Raw genomic sequence first — 19,013 nt, 5'->3', positions numbered from 1 at the left:
GCCCGAACTTCGCGCGGTTCGCGGGCAGCCGCAGCGGCAGCTTCGTCGGTCCATCGGCGCGTGACGGCGTAGAGCGGTTCTACACCTTTATGCAGGTGGGAGATCTGCCGATGATCCTCAACGTGGCACTTGGCACGAGAGAGATCGAGGCCGAGTGGCGTCAGAAGGCGCTTGTGATCAGCGTCATCGTGCTAGCGCTGTGCGGGCTGACCGTCGCGCTGTCGCTCCTGTTCGGGCGTGAACTGCGCCGCCGATCAGCGATGCAGGCCGAACTCGCCAAGCTGTCGCTGACGGACGTCCTGACAGGCCTGCCGAACCGCCGCGCGTTCGAGGACGCCTTCAGCCGGGCGGGGGGCAGCGCGAAGCACTTGGGTAAACCGCTCTCCCTCCTGATCGTCGATGCAGACCACTTCAAGCGCTTCAACGACCACTACGGCCATCAGGTCGGCGACGAGGTGCTGCAAGGCTTAGCACGCCGCCTGTCGGCCAGCGTTCATCGCCCCCACGATCTCGTCTGCCGGGTGGGTGGTGAGGAATTCACCATCCTCCTACCGGATACTGATCAGGCAGGTGCCCTGCGCATCGCGGAGAAGGTCCACGCCGAGGTATCAACCCTGGCCATCGGATCAGCCGGCATTGGGCCAGGAGCGGTCACGGTGAGCATTGGGCTGGCGTGTGCCGTGCCGACGGGCGAGCCAGCCATCGCGCTGACGGACCTCTACCGCCTCGCGGATACGGCGCTCTACGAATCCAAGGCGAGCGGGCGCAATCAGACCCGCTGTGCGAATTCGCAGAACGTCCCGGCCTCCTTGCAGAAGCGGGCGCTTGAGGTGGTCGGCACCTCGTAAGCTGCCACGTCCTTTGCTGTCGCCAGGTCGGGCTCTGCCTTCTTGGAGGTTGTATCGCTACGCTTTTTCACGACCTGTGGCACAGGGCCGCCACCATGCCGATCCGGCCCGAACACCGCTTATTCTATCCGATAGACTGGCGCGAGGTATCGACGGCGATCCGCTTTGGTCGGGCGCAGGGCCGCTGTGAGCGCTGCGGGCGACCGCACGGGCAGATTGGTCTACCACCTCGGCGATGGACGCTGGTGGGACGCTGAGGCCAGCCGCTGGCGCGATGGCTGGGGCAGCCGGATCCGAATCAGGTCTGGCGTTGATATCCTCGGTCGCGCTCGCCGACCCCATGTCGTTCTGGCAGCCGTGCAACGAGACCACGACACGGCCGACAACGCGGACGCCAACCTCGCGGCCTTCTGCCAGCGCGACCACATGATCCACGACCGGCCGGAGCATCAGAGACGGCGTCGAAAAACGCTGTTCCGGCGCAAGGCGATGGGGGATCCATTCGGTGGACCCTACGCCCGAGATACGGCTGAGAAAGCAGTCAGCTATCCTGATCGCGGTCAAGATTGCGGATCAGGTCACCGATCGGATCGCCGTCGGCGGTCCTGCTCTGGGCAGCTGGATGTATCAAGGCGCTCGAAAGCCTGGGCAATTTTCTCCCCCGGCGGTACGGGCATCGTTGGGCGATGTGCCAACAGCGCGGCGCTGTCCGCCATCAACGCAGCAGGCTCACTGCCGTGTAGCCTATGCGGAGGATCGGCCCAGATCGTCGGCCCGGCCGCCGTTCCATCAGCGACTACACCGACCCTAACAAACGTTCCGACCTCTCGTAGTTGCCCGGATGTAGGACGTGGGCGGCGACCAGCAGCCCGAAGGCAGCAATCGCGGTGGTGGCGAGGGTGGATCTGTGGCGTTTCATGTCGGTGGAACCGACTGCCAAGCTTGCCGTTCCGCTTGCTCTCTCGGGATAGCTAACCGTGACTTCACGGGTGCCGTTCAGCCCGGCTGCAGGAACGATCCGAGCTTTCATTAAGGCTTCTTGTCGGGAGCCACGAACGGTTGGCGACGCCTACGAGCAGCTACTATCCAATCGAGAAACAGCTTCACGGAAAGACGATTACCGTAAAGCTGTCCAAGGGTCCCAAAGCGCTCGGGAGGCGGGTCAATAGGAGAACGCTTATGAAGGCACCACTGCTTGTTGTTGCAGCCATTCTCGCCCTCGGCAGCACAGCCTTCGCTGCTGAAAGTGGAGTTGGCGGCTCAAGCCGTTCAGGAACCGCAAACAGTACCGGCCCGAACGATGCGGGCTCAGGCTCATCCCCGGGTGCGGCCGGCAGCGGCCCTTCAACTGGTGGGATGAGCCGCTCCGGCACCACGAACAGCACGGGAGCCAACGACGCCGGATCAGGCCCGAAGCCAAGCTGGACGAGCGGAACACCTCGCAACCGCTGAACCTCAATCGAATGGAGCGGCCTCACCGCCTCCGTATTCACGGCTCAGCTATTTCAATTGAGCGTGCGGTCGCATTTGCCTGGTCGCGATACGGTCTGTAGACACCGACCGTTAACCAGATTGTCCCTCGCTCGCCGCATGTCGGCGGTAGGCACTCTCGCTCCCGCAACAGCCGTGAGCAGAGCATGACGTGAGCTGACCTCGAAAAGCGCGCCGCGCTGAGTGTGTGGCCTGGCGGGGACCCAGCGCACATCGCGCAGGGTCACGAGCTCCCAACGCCACGCCAGGCTCTTGCGGCAGCGGCTGAAGCCATAGACGCAGACGATGCGCAGCCCTGGATCACCAGACAGGACGGCGACATTCTCTCGCCGCGATGGATCAGGGCCAACGCTGGATCGAGCCGCCTACAATAACGGGCCATGGGCCGGCGCTTGCGGTGTCCAGTTCCTCCGCCGCACCGACCCTCACGCGACCGCCCGGCCGAGGCTTCACGGGCGCCCTACGGGGAACTGGCCCGGAGATCGCCTGTCGTCACGTGCTTGCCCGCCGCACGCTTTGCGGTGTCGCGAACGCCTCGGGCGCGCTGACGGGAAGAGGCGGTTTTAAAGCAGGCGCGAGCCTAGCTGTCGTCGGTCAGGCTCTTCCGCGTTGAGCCTTCAGCTGCTGCAGGGCGCGTTCATTCTCGCGATCGAACTGGGCCGGCGTCATTTCTCCAGTGTCCACACGGCGTGCGAGCTGCTTGCGGGATTCCAGCGCGTCCTCTTCTTGCGCGCTCAGCGGCACACTGGCTCGCGCAGCCGCCTGGGTACGTTCAGCCCACTCCGTGTAGCTGATCCGACCGGCATCGCGATCCGCTTTGAGGCGGGCGACCTCTTCCTGGAGGAGCGCGGCACCCCGGAGCCCTGAAGCGGATGGCTGCGATCCTGGAGCGCCTGTTTGGCAAGCGCCTAGCCCAACCGTGGTCAGCAGGATGGCGGCGATGTATCGGTTCATGGACAGCCCCTCGTTCAGGGGAGCTAAACTGGTCCATACCGTTGGGGCGAGAGCGGATCAGACACACTCGACGTCTTGCATTCCACTCGCTGTTCCGAGCAGCTGCCAACTCTGAGTAGGACGTCGCTTCGGCCCGCATCACGCAAACGACGACCGAATGATCACGCTCCTTGAACGCTGTGCCTCGTTAAGCGCTCGGCCTCAATCCGCAAGCGTCCTGCTCGGTTCTCATGCCTTCAGCGAGCGACGGCTTCACGGCGATGTGCGGCGCCGTGGCGAGCGCGGCGGTGGTAAAGCCGAGGTCCGCGGCTCTGCGAGTAGCCCGAGATCGGAACCGCCTCGGCTACCGGACGGGACGGACTACTCAGGAGCGCCCCGAACAAGCCTCCTGGTCTGTATCCGTGAGCAGCCGCGATCCTGGTCGCCTTTTCGATGCTCATATCGCAGGCGCTCGTCATACCCTGGAGAGCGCCGAGGGCGCGCTCATATTCGGGGAGATTGGTGCAGCCCGGTGAAGTCCAAGCGCAAGCCGGAGCTGGGCCTGCTAGCCCGGCGACAAGAGCCGTAACCGCTAAGCTCGTCTGGAACCTCACAGTCACCTCTTCTCCATTCCCCTCGCTGGATAACAGTGGTCAGAGACCTAGCGATCCCACCTGCGTCACCCGGGAAGAGCCTGCAGATTACGTAAAGGTCGGAGCTGCCTCGGTGCCGGCTGCATCAGCAGGTTGCATTGGGCCTCCATGAACATGTCATGCCGCTCAGTGCCCTCGGCGAAGCGGAGTTTTCAGGATCAAACTCCCAACCCGCAGTTTCAGCCGCGTGGACCGAATGGCTTCCAACGTCCGCGACGGAGCGTCCTTAGCCACGCCTTCGACCTCAAGGGCCGTGAGCTGATCAATCAACTGACCATGCTCATGAAGACCGGGTGATCGCGACTTGCGCGCGATCATCGTGATCAGCTTGCGCATCACTGGGCACATCAACGACCGGTTCTGATCTACCATGCAAGCTGTCCATGACAAGCGGATGAGGAACGCTGCCTTCAACAGCCGATTGTCGATCGATCAGCCAGCATCTTGATAGAGATTGCGGTTGGATCGTCCAGCAGCCCGAATTGCCCTACGAGGCGACTAGCCGACCACAGTTCAGCACCGTGCTGATCGGCGAGATCTAAGGCCTGGCGGGTAGCATCGGCATCGTTGCGGGCTGTGATGGTCCGCGATGTCTTCATGCCACCGTCCGCGGCGAACTTGCGGACCTGATAGGCCCGCCGGGCATGTCGCGAGCGGGGCTGTGTCGGATACTGAAGAAGGTCTGCCATGAGCTTGCCTGTTCGTCACAGGCGAGGGCACAGGGTCCTCAGCCACCGGAGCCTGGTTCAGCCGATCCGGTGATGTCGGCACCTTGCGCCTCTGGGGGCAACAAAGATAGCCGGGATGCCATCACACAGTTGGAACGACGGTTTTCGCGGCGGTGTCAGCCCTGCGCTCCGCCTTCAGCTCCCGCTCAGCCATGAGCCAGAACTGCAGGTCATAACCTTCAGGCCGATGATGTCGGTCCCGATGTCACGAGCCCGTTCGCGGATCTGTTCATCTGGGATCTGGTTGTCCGGTTCCATGGGGCTCGTCCACGTCTCTGGCAGCGTCCAGTCGGGGCTTTGACTGAAGCCGTGACTGAGGGCCATGAGCCGGCGCCTGCAGTGTGCAGTTCCCCCGCCGCACCGACCCTCACGCGACTGCCCGGCCGCGGCTCCACGAGCGGGACGCAGGGAACCGGCCCACGGCCGGCCGTCGTCACATGCTTGTGCGCTGCACGCCTCGCGATGTCGTCGATACGAATGTTGGGGCATTCACGGAACGGCGCGATCCAAGATTGGTTCGCCCTACAATGGAAACCTATGTCGTCGTCCTCGCCGGGTTCGGTGCCCTGGTCCTGCTGACGGCATGGCTGCCGATGGTACTCCGGGCACTCCCGCTGTCTTTGCCCATCTGCTGTGTCGGCGCCGGTGCGGTTTTGTCCCTGCTACCCGTAGTCGCCGGACTGCCTCTGAAGCTTTCCGAGCACCTGTCACTGGTCGAGCATGCCACTGAGGGTGTGGTCATCATCTCGCTGATGGGAGCTGGACTTAAGATCGACCGGTTGATCGGCTGGCACCGCTGGGCCGTGACCTGGCGGCTACTGGGCATTGCCATGCCACTGACCATCCTGGCACTGGCCGTGCTCGCCTGGGCGCTCCTCGAGGTTGGGCCAGCAACCGCTCTGCTCCTGGCCGCATCCCTCGCCCCGACCGATCCAGTCCTCGCCTCCGATGTCCAAGTAGGGCATCCCACAGAAGGGGGCGAGGACGAGATGCGCTTTGCCTTGACCTCGGAGGCCGGCCTCAATGACGGGCTCGCCTTCCCCTTCGTCAACCTCGCCATCGTACTCGCCGGTGCCGGCAGTTTCGCTGATCTGTCGCTAGGTCACTGGCTGACCGTCGACGTGGTCTGGAAGATCGTCGTCGGGGCGGCACTCGGAGGCTTGATCGGACGAGGTCTCGGCTGGCTTATCTTCCACCTGCCGAACGCGTCCAAGCTGTCTCGCACCGGCGACGGGTTCGTGGCTCTCGGGGCAACCTGCCTGACCTACGGGATCGTCCAGGTCGCTGACGGCTACGGTTTCGTCGGTGTATTCGCAGCTGCACTGGCGCTGCGCGCCTCTCATCACAGCCACGACTACCATCAGAAGATGCACACCTACGCCGAGGAACTCGAGCGCCTGCTGATGATGGTCCTGCTCGTCGGGTTCGGATTGGCACTTGGGGCCGGTGGCCTACTCGATGGTCTCAGCCTCTCGGCGGTCGGCTTTGTCATCCTCGCCCTTCTGATCGTACGCCCGATCAGCGGCTGGATTGGACTACTCGGCTCGGGATTACCGGCTGACGAAAAAGCCGTGATCTCCTTCTTCGGCATCCGGGGACTCGGCACGATGTACTATCTCGCGTTCGCGCTGAACCACGCACGGTTCGAGGCGCCGGACTTGCTCTGGGCGACGGCCGGGCTGACTGTTTTGGTATCCATCGTCCTGCACGGGGTGACAGTCACGCCCGTGCTACACTTCCTCGATCGTCGCAGCGGGCGTGACACGCAGAGCGGTCAGGATGAGCTACCGTTCGAGCGTAGCGTTCTGTGATCGCAGTTTTCAAACGGCTCTGCTGCCGGCCAGCCGGTCGAGCAACCTCTGGATCGACACGCTGCTTGGTCGCTGGGTCTCGTCGACCAAGACGAACAAGGCCTCCCCTGTGACGGCAGTATGTGGCGGCGGGTTGCTATGCGGCTCACCCTGGACATCCGCGTAGCCCACCGGCGTGCCGAAATTCTCGTTCAAGATGGCTGATACAACGTCCGCCCAGACAACATTGGTAATCTTGACGTCGAAGCGAAGGCACTCGTCACCCTCGCTCGAGAACAGGCGCTCGATGATCCACTCGGTGCCGGGCGCAACGATGGCTCGGACGATCATCTCCGGGTAGCCGCGTAAGGGCCTGACGATCGCCGAAGCCCCTGCTCGCTTCAGGCGCTCACGGTTCTGGTCATCGACGCACTCGGCGACGATACGTACTTTGATACCCCGCTCGCGCAATCGATGGATGATGTCGAAGGTCCGGCTATCGGACAGACGTTCTCCCTCCTGCTCGGCGAGGATGACGAGCACTCGGGCATGATCGACGCCGGCAGCTTCCAGTGCCGCGGGGTCGTCGAAGCGTCCCTTGAGCTGGACTATGAACGGATCATCTTCGAGGTCTGGTGGCAGGCCATCCGGGAACGCCTCTGTCAGGATCAGCGACGGCACACTTGCGAAGTTGGCGTGCGAACGGTGCAGCTGGTCTAGGAGGCGACGCAGATAATCACCGGGCTCATCGGCCGGGGCGTTCACGAAGACGATGTGGTCGCGCATGTCCCACCTCCACTCGCCTCGACGTTTGCGTTCACGCCGCAGGATCCGGAACTCGAAGAAAGCTCCCCCCGCCTGGGTTAGCAGGAAGATGCCTGATAGGTAGATCAGGACGATGGTGGCCGCCCGTCCACTGGGTGTCTTGGCGGAGAGATCGCCGTAACCAGTGGTGGTGATAGTGGTGAAGGTCAGCCACACCGCTTCACCCAGGCTAAGACCCTCGAAGGCGATCATCGCGGCAACGTGCAGTCCGATAAGGACTAGCAGGCCGATGAGGGCGAAACGGATGCGGTTGCGCAGATCACGCACGACGCTGCGACGGAAGCGGAGGGGCCGGCTCCGGACCTGCGCTGGACGCATCATCGGGCTCGCTCTCATTTTCTTCGGTCGTCCAACCATCGGCCGACGCCGTTCTTCATATCGTCCGTCTGCAGACCCTCAACGCATAGCTCGGCCCAGGCCACCACCCGCGAGAATTCCCGTCCGGCCTGATCGGTCGAGGCCGACAGCCGCTTGTCGGCAGCCCTTTTTCGGTTCCGCTGGCCTCGTTTTCCCCAGATCTGGAACCTCAGTGGGCGTGTTGGTCACGCTTTTGATCCCTCTCCCTTGAAAGGCGAGGCCGTGATGCCCCCTCCCTTGGGCAGGGTGGACTAAGCATCGCTCCGCGCGAACTGATCGGAAGCCTGGGGCCGACCACACCCTCACGCGGTAGAGGTCGCTGAACCGCGCCTATGCAACGATTTCCGGGCGTTGGCGATGGCCGTGTCAGGGAAGAATGAGAGGGCCGCCCTCGTTGGAGCAAAGCGACCGAGGGGCCATCACCTGCAGCGAGGACCAAGGCCTAAGGGCAAGCAAGCCGGTGAATCACACGCTGTTCAGCTACCACAATGGTGACAGCCAGCGGTAAGGCAGCAGGGGACCAATAAAAATTGCAGTTGGTCGGACCACCACTGGATTAAGGCCTTGTGCGCAATCGTTGCCTGTCAGACTTTCGTATCGTCGCTTGTCGACAACAGCATGGGCTACCGGGGGACATCACGATGCACACGCTGAGCCGTCGACACCTTCTTGGATGCGGGTGCAGCCTCGGAGTCGGGATGATTGCGGCTATGGCTACAGGAAGCCTGGCCCTGGCCGCTTCACCGAACGCGAAGAAGACCGACATGACGCCGGATCAGGCTCTGAAGGCCATGAAGGACGGCAACACCAACTACCTGACGGACTCGCCGGTGCGCTCCGCGCAGGGTCGGGAACGGCGCATCGAGATCGCCCTGGGACAGACGCCATTCTGCGTGCTGGTGAGCTGCTCCGACAGCCGCGTCTCCCCAGAGATCCTGTTCGGTCGCGGCCTCGGCGAGCTGTTCATCGTGCGCAATGCCGGCAACACCATCGACACGACGGCGCTCGGATCGATCGAGTATGCCGTGGCACAACTCGGCGTCCCGTTGGTCCTGGTGATGGGCCACAGCCGCTGCGGTGCCGTCGAGGCAGCCGTGAGCGTGGTCAAGAACAACACCACCTTCCCGGGCGCCATCGGCCAGATGATCGAGCCGATCGTGCCGGCGGTACTTTCGGTTCGGGATAAGCCGGGAGACCTCGTGGAAAACTCGGTCCGCGCCAACGTCGACCGCACGGTAGCCCGCTTGCGCTCGGCTGCAGAGCCTATCCTTACCGATCCGCAGAAGAACGGCAAGCTGCGCGTGGTCGGCGCCGCCTACAGTCTGGATACGGGCAACGTGGACTTCTTCAACGAAGGGTAGCATCGCATTGATGCGCTAGTGATCCCGCGTCGGGACGCTTCGCTTCAAGACGGCTGTACAGCCCACTAACTGCCGCGTCCCATCCTGCATTTCTAGCGACGTTGCGTGTCAGCTGGACCACCGGTGGAGATAGACGGCCTCCCCGCCAGCCTGCGATCAGATCGGGGGGCGGGGTCGAGCCCAGCGGTGCTGAATTCATGCTCTTACGCTGCCCCTGAACTTCTTGCTCGGCCAGTTTGCGTCCTAATCCAAGCAAGAGCGCATCCGCCTGAGATTTCAGGACTGGGTCCTCCAACTCGACGATCGCCTGCTGGGCCGCCATCGCGTGGTCGGCGGCCCGCTCCAATGGCGGCTCCGCTGGATTGATCTCGGCCTCAAAGAACGTGCCCTCGTTCATCCGCATCTGGGTGACATCCACGAGGATGCCGCTTCCACCTACTGGCCTGCCAACATGGTCGCTGTTGAAACGGCCCCGCGACAATACCCACCGCGTCCGGCCATCAGCCGAGTGTACGCGGTACTCGGTTAGGTATGTGCTGCCTTCGCGAGCGTTGCTGCGGATCAAGTTGACGACGCGTTCCCGGTCCTCAGCATGGATGGCATTGACGTACTCAGTGATCGGGACACCGGTTTCGGCTTCTACCGGATCAACGTCGAACAGCAGGGCTACGAACGTATCCGATCGAGCAAGATCGGTGGCTGCATCCCATTCCCATCGCCCGATCACATCAAGTGCATCGAGGGCTCGCTGAAACGCCTCGGGGCAAGTCCGGTTTTGGTGCTGCTTCATTTTCGGCATCGAAATTTTCTATCCCGGCCAGGGGAATTTCACCTTGTATCGAGCCCCGATATGCAACCTCAAGGGATAAGCGACAGGTGGCCGCAACCGATGCGTGTTGGACACTACCTATTGAGGCGTTGAATGGATTATGAATACGAAAACCATACCCGTACACCCGAGGGAGCGACTCGATGGGATCGAAGACGCCATCGCCGAACTGGCCTGCCCCCGTTCGGTGGCCCAGGTTCGAAGTTAGTGCATCGTCGGTCGTGTGACGATGGCAGAACGAGCGGACGGCACTGATCCGCTCGGTTCGGTTGGCCAGATGACGACCTCTGGCGCAGGCGGCTGGTAGCCGAGCGACGAGTGCGGCCGGATGCCGTTGTCGTGCTTCCGCCATTGCTCGATCACGACGCTGGCCTCCTTGAGGGTGTAAAACACCTCGCCGTTGAGGAGTTCATCCCGCAGCTTTGCGTTGAAGCTCTCGTAAATCACCGTTCTCCCACGGACTGCCCGGCTCAATGTAGGCAGTCGTCGATCCCACCGCCGCGATCCAGTCCTGAACGGCCTTGGCGATGAACTCCGGTCCATTGTCCGAGCGGACATGGCCTGGCACACCGCGTAAGCTGAACAGATCCGAGAGCACGTCGATCACGTCCAGCGCCTTCAGTTTGCGGGATACGCGGATGGCCAGACACTCGCGGGTGAACTCATCGATGACGTTCAGCATCCGGTACTTGCGCCCGTTGTGCGTGCGGTTCTCGACGAAGTCGTAGGACCAGACGTGGTCAGGCCGCTCCGGCCGCAGCCGCAGGCAGGAGCCGTCGTTGAGCCAGAGGCGCGACCGCTTCGGCTGACGAGCGGGAACCTTGAGGCCCTCGCGGCGCCAGATCCGCTCGACGCGCTTCACGTTCACCGTCCAGCCGTCACGCCGGAGCAAGGCCGTGATTCGACGATAGCCGTAGCGCCCATACTGCAGAGCCAGAGCGACGATGGCGGCCGTCACAGCGACCTCATCCTCAACCACGACGGCGACCTTGCGCTGGGTCGAACGATGTTGGCCCAGGACACGGCAAGCGAAGCGTTCCGACACGCCGTGCTCGGCAACGACGAAGTCGACACATGCCCGGCGGCGTGCCGGGCTCAGAAGTTTCCCGAGGCGGCCTCCTTTAGAATCAGCTTCTCCAAGGTCAGGTCGTAGATCGCTCGACGGAGGCGCTGGTTCTCTGTCTCCAGAGACTTCAGCCGCTTGACCTGGTCACCCTTCAGACCGCCGTACTCGGAACGCCAGCGATAATAAGTGACTTCCGTCACCTCGATGGAGCGGATTGCTTCGGCGACCTTGCGACCCTGCGAGACCAGGACATCGACCTGGCGCAGCTTGGAGACAATCTCTTCAGCCGTATGCTTCTTCCGTCCCATGACGACATCCTCCACATGGCTCGAAGCCATACCTCAGGGAGGACCACTTTCCGGCTCTTCGCCAAGTTTGGTGGATTGGGTCGGCTGGGGGTGCTGGGAGGTAGCTCCTGGCTGAACCGGGCGGGGATTCTCAGATCAGGGCATGACCCTTCTCTGTTACATCCCCGGTTGTCGCGTTCTCCACGTCACGCGTGCGGAGAGCACTGCCCTTCGCATTGCCGCTCAAGCGAAGCGCGATCATACCCGTTGCCCAGGTTGTCGTCCGGTCAGTGCATAGTCGCTATCACCGGCGTCCCGCCGACCTACCGACGAGCGGTCAGGAGGTGCGCCTGAACCTGACGATCCGGCGCTTCTACTGCCACGATCCTGCTTGCGCGCGTCGGACCTTCGCCGAGCGTCTGCCTCGCCTCCTCGACCGCTACGCTCAGAGGACCCGCCGGCTGGCCGATGCCCAGGTTCGGACCGCGCTGGCGCTCGGTGCCACGCCCGCCGCCCGGCTGCTGCCGCACCTGGCGATGCCGACCAGTGCCACGACACTGCTGAGGGGCATCCGCAAATGGCCGCTCCCGACCCGATCCAAACCGATCATCGTCGGGGTAGACGACTGGGCCCTGCGCAAAGGCCGAACCTACGGCACCATCCTGGTCGACCTCGAACGCCGCCATGCCATCGACCTGCTGCCGGATCGTTCGGCCGCGACGCTGGCGGCTCGGCTCCGGCGAGACCCGCAGATCCAGGTCGTGGCACGGGACCGCTCGACCGAATATGCGCGTGGGACCACCATGGGTGCGCCCGATGCCGTTCAGGTCGCAGACCGATGGCATCTCCTGCTCAATACCCGGCAAATGGTCGAGCGCTGGCTCGCCCGCGTCCATCCGCGTCTGAAGCTGTTGCCGGCCGTGGCGCCGTCATCGCCCTCGATCCGGCGCGTCACGGCCTTCCCACGCGCACCGTCCGAGATGCTCGCGCGAGCTGCGGCCCGCGGCCGATGGGAAGCGGCCTACGATGACGTGCGTCGCCGCCATGCGGAGGGACAGTCGCTTCGGCGCATCAAACGCGAGACCGGCTTGGCCCGGGCCACGGTGCGCAAGTACGCCTTCGCCGCGAGCTTCCCCCGGAACGGCATGCGCGAGCCGCAGCCGAGCATGCTCGATCCTTATCTCGGGCACCTGCATGTCCGCCTGGATGAGGGGTGCGAGAACGCGACGCAGCTCTGGCGCGAACTTCAGGGTATCGGATTCGCCGGCACCGCGAAGCAGGTGCGTCGCTGGTTATCCGAGCGGCGCGCAGGCCCGGCTGGAATGACCATCCGGTCGCCGCCAGCAACAGCTGACATCCGTGTTGCGATCTCCACCGCATCACCCCTCGCCTCATCCAAGCAGCTATCCTGGCATCTCCTGCGTGAGCCCAAAGACCTTGATCCCGAGGCTGCCGCAGTGGTCGCGCGCGTCCTGCAGGATACCGAGGCGGCCAAGGTCGTCGATCTCGCCCGCCGGTTCTGTTGGATCGTCCGGAGCCGCTGTGGCCCGCAGTCGTCGGGGGATCGGATGTCACGGCGTTCGATGAATGGCTCTGCGAAGCGCAAACCTGCGGCGTCCGCATCGTGGAGAACTTTGCTGTCAGCCTCGGTCAGGACGGAGACGCCGTGCGGGCTGCGCTGACGCTGCCTTGGAGCAGTGGGCAGGCCGAAGGGCAGATCACACGTCTCAAGCTCTTGAAGCGCGCCATGTACGGCCGCGCCAACCTCGATCTCCTCCGCCGACGGTTCCTCCTCGCAGCCTGATCCACCAAACCCGGCGAAGAGCCACTTTCCAGGGGGCAGGCCAAATGGCTCTGTGGCAGCACGGGCGGGACTGCGATGCGCTGGACCGAGGCGATGAGTGATGTATCGACGTAACAACGCCATCATGTGACGTAGACTAAATCACAGTGCGGCTCCTGACCTTGACCCCTCGGCGTCACGCAGGTGCCTAAGAATGCCTCGCGCGCCGCGAGCTGGCCCCTTCAGCTTCTGATCTGCGGTTTGGCGGCGGCAGCGCGCCAGCACCTCCGAATCGATGTCGTTAGCCGCGTCTTCGCCTGGGGCTGATTCGAGGCGTGGTCTTCGTCATGCTCTGGCCGGCTCTGTGCAACGCTCACAGAGGGTAGGCAGGTGAGGGCGGTCAATGTGGCTATGCGAGGTTGGGTCGCATGAGCATCCGCCTGGCTTGGCACGTCGGGCGGGCACCGTAGATGTGATCTGAAGCAAAGGTACGGTCTATCAACCTTGCGCGACTCATGGGCCAGAGCGGCCAAAAATCCGAAGGCGGCCGATTACAGCCACCGAGCGAATGCCACTAAGGGACACGCAGGTAACGGTTTTTCGTAACGGTGAGGTCGGCGGGGCGGACACTTGACGCCCCGCTCGGTTTAGCCAGCTCTCAGTACCCATACTCTCCGCGCGAGGGGCGCTGCGGCGCGCCATACCCTGGGCTGCGCGGCTGTACGCGAGCACCATAATCGATCTCTCGTTGAGCGCGGCGATTAGCCAAAGCGCGTCCCGCCAAACAACCGGCAACCGCACCAACTACTCCTCGCTCGGCTAGGTAATGACCGGCGAGGCCACCGATAATAGCACCCTTGATACAGCCCTTCGCTTCAGCTGCGCCAACGCTAACGAGTGTGATAATCGCGACTGCCGCCGCTTTAGCTATGGTCCGCACGATGTCTCTCCCAACCTATGCCGGGACCAACTAAACCGTTTGAAAGGCGTTCCTCAAAGGCATGACCGTACCTGCATGAGAGGCACGAATGATCAGCCTGCACACCGGCGGAGGGCTTGAAGGAATTGCTTGGTTGTCCGATGAGCACCCTTGGGCGGTACACCGACGATCGCACCAAGATCAGGAAATCCGGGCCAATAGTTCGGATGATATGCGCTGTTCAGGCCCAGATGGCCGGTTCCGAGCATTAGGGTCGCGCAGGTAAAGCAACAAGGCGGCGGAGATAGCTGCAAGGCTGCCACCGAACGGCGCCGCCAGGAGGGCCAACAGGAAACTGTGTTGCCAGCATACATGGAGAGCGACCGCTCCGCCTATGTAGGCAGCGACTATCAGGACGATGAGGCTCGTTCGCGCAGCCATGGCAACCCTCGAAGTGTCGCCATTATCGCTTATAAGTTGTATTTGATGCAATCAAACGCAATTTCTACGTAGCCTGATTGGCTTGGGTCTGTTTGCTGCGCCTAACCCCGCCGAAGGGTCGCCGCCGCTTTCACGATTGACAGAACGCTATCCCGCGTCGTCTCGTCGGAGATGCTCATGAATGCCAGCACGAGTTCCATCACCTTTGGATCGTCGAAGAACGTCGACGCGGTGCCCTCACTATCCCCCGCCCCTGCCTGACCCGCAAAGAAGGTTTCGACTGGCAACTGCATGGTGTCTGCGATCGCCTGCAGCCGGCCTGCGCCGATGCGGTTGCGACCCTTCTCGTACTTCTGCACCTGCTGAAAGCTGACGCCGATCGCTTGCCCAAGCACCGTCTGGCTCAGACCCTGGGCGGCACGAAGCGCTGCGATGCGGCTCCCGATGGTGCGATCAGCGTCGGTGGCTAGCTTCGGCTTGTAGGGGGCAGTCATCTTGTGGGCAGCTTTCTCTTGATGTGTCGGGGTGGCCAGAGCAGCCAGAGCCCTCAAACCACATTACGTACGATTGAGTTGCTCACAATTTTGCTACCTGTGCCTGCATCGGCCACATAGCTTGGCCGTCCCCCTCTGCAGCCGGTCTACCTGAGCTTTACGGCTCGGTAGTATTCCCCTTGGCCTTCCGCGGCCGCCCAACAGCGCGCTTCGGCTCGGGAGAGACAGTCTCAGCGGGCTCCGAAGCCATCGGGGGCAGCTTTCTTGCGCCGGTTTCCGAGGCCGAGGCTCTTAGCGAGCGCAGAGCGCTGCTCGGAGTAGCTCGCCGCCGTCGAGGGGTAGTCCCGCGGCAAGCCATAGCACTCCCGGTACTGCTTGATCGTCATCCCATTGCCGCTGAGGTGGCGCTTGAGCGTCTTGTACGGCTTGCCGTCGACGAAACTGATCAGCGCATCGGGAGTGACCGACTTCCGGATCTGGGAAGGGATGGGCTTGTCGGCTGCTGGAGCCTGGGTGGTAGCTTCCTTACCGAGCCCAGTCAGCGCAGCGTGCGTGTTGGCGATCAGCGTCGCAAGCTCGGCGCCTTGTACGTGATTGTTCGACACATAGGCTTCGACGAGGCCAGTCGTCAGCTCCATGTAGTCTGCCGCCCCACACTCGATGGTCTCTGAATTCTCGTCCATGGTGTACCTGCACGTGTGAAGCAGGACATTTGTGCCCATGTGAACGTAACATCAACCGGGGTTAGAAATCTTTCTAAATTATAGCAGGATAATTTTAGCCAGCCATAGCTTGTATCTCGCTTGTGCCGTCACGCATCACGTAGCCGCGACCCCAGACGGTCTCGATGTAGTTCTTGCCCTGGCTGGCGTTGGCGAGCTTCTTGCGCAGCTTGCAGATGAACACGTCGATGATCTTCAGCTCGGGTTCGTCCATGCCGCCGTAGAGATGGTTGAGGAACATCTCCTTGGTGAGCGTCGTGCCCTTCCGCAGCGAGAGGAGTTCCAGCATCTGGTACTCCTTGCCGGTGAGGTGCACCCGGGCGCCGCCGACCTCGACGGTCTTCTGGTCGAGGTTCACGATCAGGTCGTCGATGGTGATCACCGACTGGGCGTGGCCCTTCGACCGGCGCACGATGGCGTGGATGCGGGCGACCAGCTCGTCCTTGTGGAACGGCTTGGTGAGGTAGTCGTCGGCCCCGAAGCCCAGACCCTTCACCTTGTCCTCAATGCTGGCCATGCCGGACAGGACGAGGATGGGAGTCTGAATTTTGGCTACGCGCAGGTTGCGCAGCACCTCGTAGCCCGACATGTCGGGCAGGTTCAAGTCGAGGAGGATGATGTCGTAATCGTAGAGCTTGCCGAGGTCTATGCCTTCTTCGCCAAGATCGGTGGCATAGGTGACGAAACTCTCGGACTTGAGCATTAGATCAATGCTATGTGCGACAGTGGCATCGTCTTCGATTAGCAGAACACGCATGACATCACCTCGAACTATGAGGTGTTCTAGTTCCCTATCAATACCGAACCGTTAACAGGCGTTCTTACTGTTCAGCGCTCATTGACGAACCGAACCACCCCTCCCTGATGTCGGCCTTGCCTCCTTCAGAGCTGGAATGCCAAGGCGCGGGCCGAGGAGCCGGTGGCGCCCGCTAACGCAGCTGAGCCGGTTCCCGCTACAGCCCCGACTGCCCCCAAAGTTCCCATTGCTCATATGAAGGGCACGGCCCTCAAAGTTGAGGTGCCGGATCTGGTGAGGACGGCGCTACGGAAGGAGGCGCTAAGCCGCCGGGTTTCAGTAAAGTACCTCGTGCGCAAGGCCCTGGCCGCCGAGGGACACAACATCGACCTGGCCGCCGTACCAGAAGTCGGAAGTCGTTTGCGATTATCAAGGCGGCTCTTATCGCAGCTCTCGCGGCCGCCCTTGCCGCAGCCGCAGCCGACCCCGTCAGCGTGCAGGGGAACGAATGCTCACCGCGGCATTCCTTTTGACGCCCGCGACCCTGGTTGGCCTAGTGGAGTGAGTTAGAGGTTCCCTTGCGGTTTTGGGAGTCGAGAGCCATCTGCCGGACGTCCGCGAGGAGGTTTCTGCGATGGCCCGTGGTCCCAAGCCGGCCGAGCTTGATCTGACCGAAGATGAGCGCGCGCGGCTGGAAGGCCTGGTCCGCCGCCGCAAGATCGGTCAGGCGCTGGCCCAGCGCGCCCGGATCGTGCTGGCCTGCGCCGAGCCCGGCTCCACGAACACCGGCATCGCCCGCAGCCTCGGGGTCAGCCGTCCGAGCGTCACGACCTGTCGCGCCCGCTTCCTCGCCCACCGCCTCGACGGCCTCATCGACCTGCCCCGCTCCGGTGCGCCGCGTGCCGTCGAGGACACTGCGATCGAGGCGATGATCACGCTGACCCTGGAAGGCCAGCCGGAGAACGCCACCCACTGGTCGACGCGCGCCATGGCGAAGCGGGTCGGAATGAGCCAGACCATGGTCTCGCGGGTCTGGCGCACCTTCGGCTTGCAGCCACACAGGACCGAGACCTTCAAGCTGTCGACCGACCCGGCCTTCGTCGACAAGGTGCGTGATGTCGTCGGCCTGTACATGGCCCCGCCCCACCGCGCCGTGGTGCTGTGCGTCGATGAGAAACCTCAGATCCAGGCGCTGACCGGTACCGCGCCGGTGCTGCCGATGCGGCCCGGCCAGCCCGAGCGCCGGACCCACGACTATTGCCGCCAGGGCACGACCGATCTGTTCGCTGCCCTCGACGTGCAGACGGGGACCGTGATCGGCCGCTGTACGCCCCGGCATCGTTCGGTCGAGTTCCGCGCCTTTCTCGATCAGGTCGAGGCGAGCGTGCCGGCAAACCTCGACGTCCACCTCGTCCTCGACAACGCCGCCACCCACAAGACCAAACTGATCCACGACTGGCTGCTGAAGCGCCCGCGCTGGCACCTGCACTTCACCCCGACCTCGGCCTCATGGCTCAACGTCGTCGAGGGCTGGTTCGCGCTGCTGACGCGGCGCCAGCTTCAACGCGGCGTGTTCCAGACCATGGGCGATCTGGAGACCGCCATCCACGCCTACATCGATCAGACCAACGCCCAGCCAAAGCCATTCGTCTGGACCAAATCAGCCGACGCCATCCTCGCCAACGTCAAACGCTTCTGCCAAAAAACTTCTAACTCAAATTACTAGCATTACAGTTGCATTTTTCGGCTTTTCGTCGTCAGCCTGTTTTGCTGGGCTTAGGGCGTCGATGTCTCGGGTCGGCTGACGCTCGGCATTTGAAATGGGCGTTTCGGGTGGCCGCCTGATGCGCGCGTCGCCATAGCGACCACGCGACAACGTGGGCGGGCTAGATGCGCCGCTGCGCCAGCCGCACGGCGAGGCAGCGGATCTCCTGGACCGACCAGCGAATCAGTGAGCGCGCAGCCTTGGGGGTGATCTTGTCCTGGCTCGTCTTTTTGGGGGCGGCGCGTTGGCGTGATGGCGGATCACCGCCAACAGCCATCTATCTGGCTGCCCGACCACATCTCGACCCGGACACGCAACGAGAGCTCGCGCTCGGCAGTCTGGCCCATTGAAAGGCCAAGGTCGAAATGCAACTTTGGATTGAATTAAATTCGGAGAAGCTGTGATGCAGGCATCAGAATGCTGCATCATCCGGGTGGCTATCGCCGGCAGCCTAGGCTGGCTGATCGCAATGACCCTGATGTTGAAGCACGGCATGCTCGCCGCCTTGGTTGTCAGTCCCTTGTTCGGGACAGCGGCGGCGATCGCGGCGATGACCTTGTTCTGGTTCGTGAGTTTGTTCGTCTCGTCAGAACCTATGGCGCCTCGAACGTCTGACGTTAGCCGGTAGCAATATTTGTTGCATCAACTTGTGAACGGGCCGCTCCCCACACAGGCCGACGGGGTCAACAGACACCGTTTTGTCTCTTACAGTGCTGGCGATCCAGAACATGTCGGACCCGAAAGCTTGGGCATGAATCGAGATCTCAGCGCGACGACCGCCGCAAATCCGATGGAGACGACCGTCAACTGGACCAACCGAATAATTTTAGCCGCCACACTGATTGGCTGAGCTTTCGCACGTAATTACCCACCCCCTTGCGCGGGTTGGGTTTCGCTGATTCCCTCGTGGGATGGTTCGTACCGATCTTGAGCGGCTGAGCCGCGAGGAGTTGATCGAACTGGTGCTGCGGCTGCAGCGTCCGGA

At 62.8% G+C, this 19,013-nt stretch carries 17 protein-coding genes and 3 pseudogenes; 9 read left to right on the top strand and 11 right to left on the bottom strand.

The genetic code is table 11. From position 1 onward, the window contains the following. The 4 genes and pseudogenes from FV242_RS26535 to FV242_RS26515 all read left to right on the top strand — a co-directional run. On the top strand, positions 1 to 848 hold an 848-nt coding region (locus FV242_RS26535), incomplete at its 5' end, for a diguanylate cyclase (RefSeq protein WP_147941002.1). 95 nt (positions 849 to 943) lie between these two features. Then, a pseudogene (locus tag FV242_RS35800) lies at positions 944 to 1,367 on the top strand (HNH endonuclease); the annotation flags it as partial. A 660-nt stretch (positions 1,368 to 2,027) separates the two neighbouring features. Next, positions 2,028 to 2,300: a hypothetical protein gene (locus FV242_RS35795; RefSeq protein ID WP_147941001.1), complete on the top strand. Its 273-nt coding sequence runs from the start codon at positions 2,028 to 2,030 to the stop codon at positions 2,298 to 2,300. A gap of 648 nt (positions 2,301 to 2,948) precedes the next feature. Then, on the top strand, positions 2,949 to 3,206 hold the full coding sequence (locus FV242_RS26515; protein WP_147941000.1) for a hypothetical protein: 258 nt from the start codon (positions 2,949 to 2,951) through the stop codon (positions 3,204 to 3,206). An 845-nt stretch (positions 3,207 to 4,051) separates the two neighbouring features. On the opposite strand, the gene FV242_RS26505 is transcribed toward FV242_RS26515, so the two are convergent. From FV242_RS26505 to FV242_RS35785, 3 genes are all read right to left on the bottom strand, one after another. Then, on the bottom strand, positions 4,052 to 4,261 hold the full coding sequence (locus FV242_RS26505) for a hypothetical protein (RefSeq protein ID WP_246692888.1): 210 nt from the start codon (positions 4,259 to 4,261) through the stop codon (positions 4,052 to 4,054). A 74-nt stretch (positions 4,262 to 4,335) separates the two neighbouring features. Beyond that, positions 4,336 to 4,614: a hypothetical protein gene (locus FV242_RS26500; RefSeq protein ID WP_147940998.1), complete on the bottom strand. Its 279-nt coding sequence runs from the start codon at positions 4,612 to 4,614 to the stop codon at positions 4,336 to 4,338. A gap of 121 nt (positions 4,615 to 4,735) precedes the next feature. Continuing rightward, positions 4,736 to 4,822, bottom strand: coding sequence for a hypothetical protein (locus FV242_RS35785; protein WP_246692889.1), 87 nt, complete (start codon positions 4,820 to 4,822; stop codon positions 4,736 to 4,738). Between the two features lie 358 nt (positions 4,823 to 5,180). On the opposite strand from FV242_RS35785, the gene FV242_RS26490 reads away from it, so the two are divergent. Next, positions 5,181 to 6,464 carry a sodium:proton antiporter gene (locus tag FV242_RS26490; protein WP_147940997.1) on the top strand — a complete coding sequence of 428 codons (1,284 nt, stop codon included), beginning with the start codon at positions 5,181 to 5,183 and terminating at the stop codon, positions 6,462 to 6,464. A gap of 9 nt (positions 6,465 to 6,473) precedes the next feature. On the opposite strand, the gene FV242_RS26485 is transcribed toward FV242_RS26490, so the two are convergent. Continuing rightward, complete coding sequence (locus tag FV242_RS26485) at positions 6,474 to 7,589, bottom strand: potassium channel family protein (protein WP_147940996.1); 1,116 nt, start codon at positions 7,587 to 7,589, stop codon at positions 6,474 to 6,476. A gap of 746 nt (positions 7,590 to 8,335) precedes the next feature. On the opposite strand from FV242_RS26485, the gene FV242_RS26475 reads away from it, so the two are divergent. Then, positions 8,336 to 8,986, top strand: coding sequence for a carbonic anhydrase (locus FV242_RS26475; RefSeq protein WP_246692887.1), 651 nt, complete (start codon positions 8,336 to 8,338; stop codon positions 8,984 to 8,986). Here FV242_RS26475 and FV242_RS26470 read toward each other — a convergent pair. Both FV242_RS26470 and FV242_RS26465 read right to left on the bottom strand, forming a co-directional pair. Beyond that, positions 8,973 to 9,785 carry a PAS domain-containing protein gene (locus FV242_RS26470; protein ID WP_147940995.1) on the bottom strand — a complete coding sequence of 271 codons (813 nt, stop codon included), beginning with the start codon at positions 9,783 to 9,785 and terminating at the stop codon, positions 8,973 to 8,975. The genes FV242_RS26475 and FV242_RS26470 overlap by 14 nt on opposite strands. A gap of 234 nt (positions 9,786 to 10,019) precedes the next feature. After that, positions 10,020 to 11,189 (bottom strand): annotated as a pseudogene (locus FV242_RS26465) (IS3 family transposase). Positions 11,190 to 11,331: 142 nt separating this feature from the next. On the opposite strand from FV242_RS26465, the pseudogene FV242_RS26460 reads away from it, so the two are divergent. Beyond that, positions 11,332 to 12,972: pseudogene (locus FV242_RS26460) on the top strand (ISL3 family transposase). A 637-nt stretch (positions 12,973 to 13,609) separates the two neighbouring features. Here FV242_RS26460 and FV242_RS35780 read toward each other — a convergent pair. From FV242_RS35780 to ctrA, 4 genes are all read right to left on the bottom strand, one after another. Further along, positions 13,610 to 13,891 carry a hypothetical protein gene (locus FV242_RS35780; protein WP_147940994.1) on the bottom strand — a complete coding sequence of 94 codons (282 nt, stop codon included), beginning with the start codon at positions 13,889 to 13,891 and terminating at the stop codon, positions 13,610 to 13,612. A gap of 521 nt (positions 13,892 to 14,412) precedes the next feature. Continuing rightward, positions 14,413 to 14,805, bottom strand: coding sequence for a helix-turn-helix domain-containing protein (locus tag FV242_RS26445; RefSeq protein WP_147940992.1), 393 nt, complete (start codon positions 14,803 to 14,805; stop codon positions 14,413 to 14,415). A 230-nt stretch (positions 14,806 to 15,035) separates the two neighbouring features. Continuing rightward, the gene (locus tag FV242_RS26440) at positions 15,036 to 15,488 is read right to left on the bottom strand and encodes a MucR family transcriptional regulator (RefSeq protein ID WP_306440327.1); all 453 of its coding nucleotides are present in this window, start codon (positions 15,486 to 15,488) and stop codon (positions 15,036 to 15,038) included. Positions 15,489 to 15,582: 94 nt separating this feature from the next. Then, positions 15,583 to 16,284, bottom strand: coding sequence for a response regulator transcription factor CtrA (ctrA, locus tag FV242_RS26435; protein ID WP_147940991.1), 702 nt, complete (start codon positions 16,282 to 16,284; stop codon positions 15,583 to 15,585). Between the two features lie 613 nt (positions 16,285 to 16,897). Here ctrA and FV242_RS26430 point away from each other — a divergent pair. Then, entirely contained in the window at positions 16,898 to 17,989 is a 1,092-nt protein-coding gene (locus FV242_RS26430; RefSeq protein WP_147940990.1) for an IS630 family transposase, read from the top strand. Positions 17,990 to 18,431: 442 nt separating this feature from the next. Next, the gene (locus FV242_RS26425) at positions 18,432 to 18,656 is read left to right on the top strand and encodes a hypothetical protein (protein ID WP_147940989.1); all 225 of its coding nucleotides are present in this window, start codon (positions 18,432 to 18,434) and stop codon (positions 18,654 to 18,656) included. A gap of 175 nt (positions 18,657 to 18,831) precedes the next feature. Here FV242_RS26425 and FV242_RS35200 read toward each other — a convergent pair. After that, positions 18,832 to 19,013 (bottom strand): hypothetical protein (locus FV242_RS35200; protein WP_210248960.1); only part of this gene is annotated, 182 nt, incomplete at its 5' end.

Source organism: Methylobacterium sp. WL64 (assembly GCF_008039945.1).
GTDB lineage: Bacteria > Pseudomonadota > Alphaproteobacteria > Rhizobiales > Beijerinckiaceae > Methylobacterium.
This window is presented reverse-complemented; position numbering and strand designations above follow the sequence as displayed.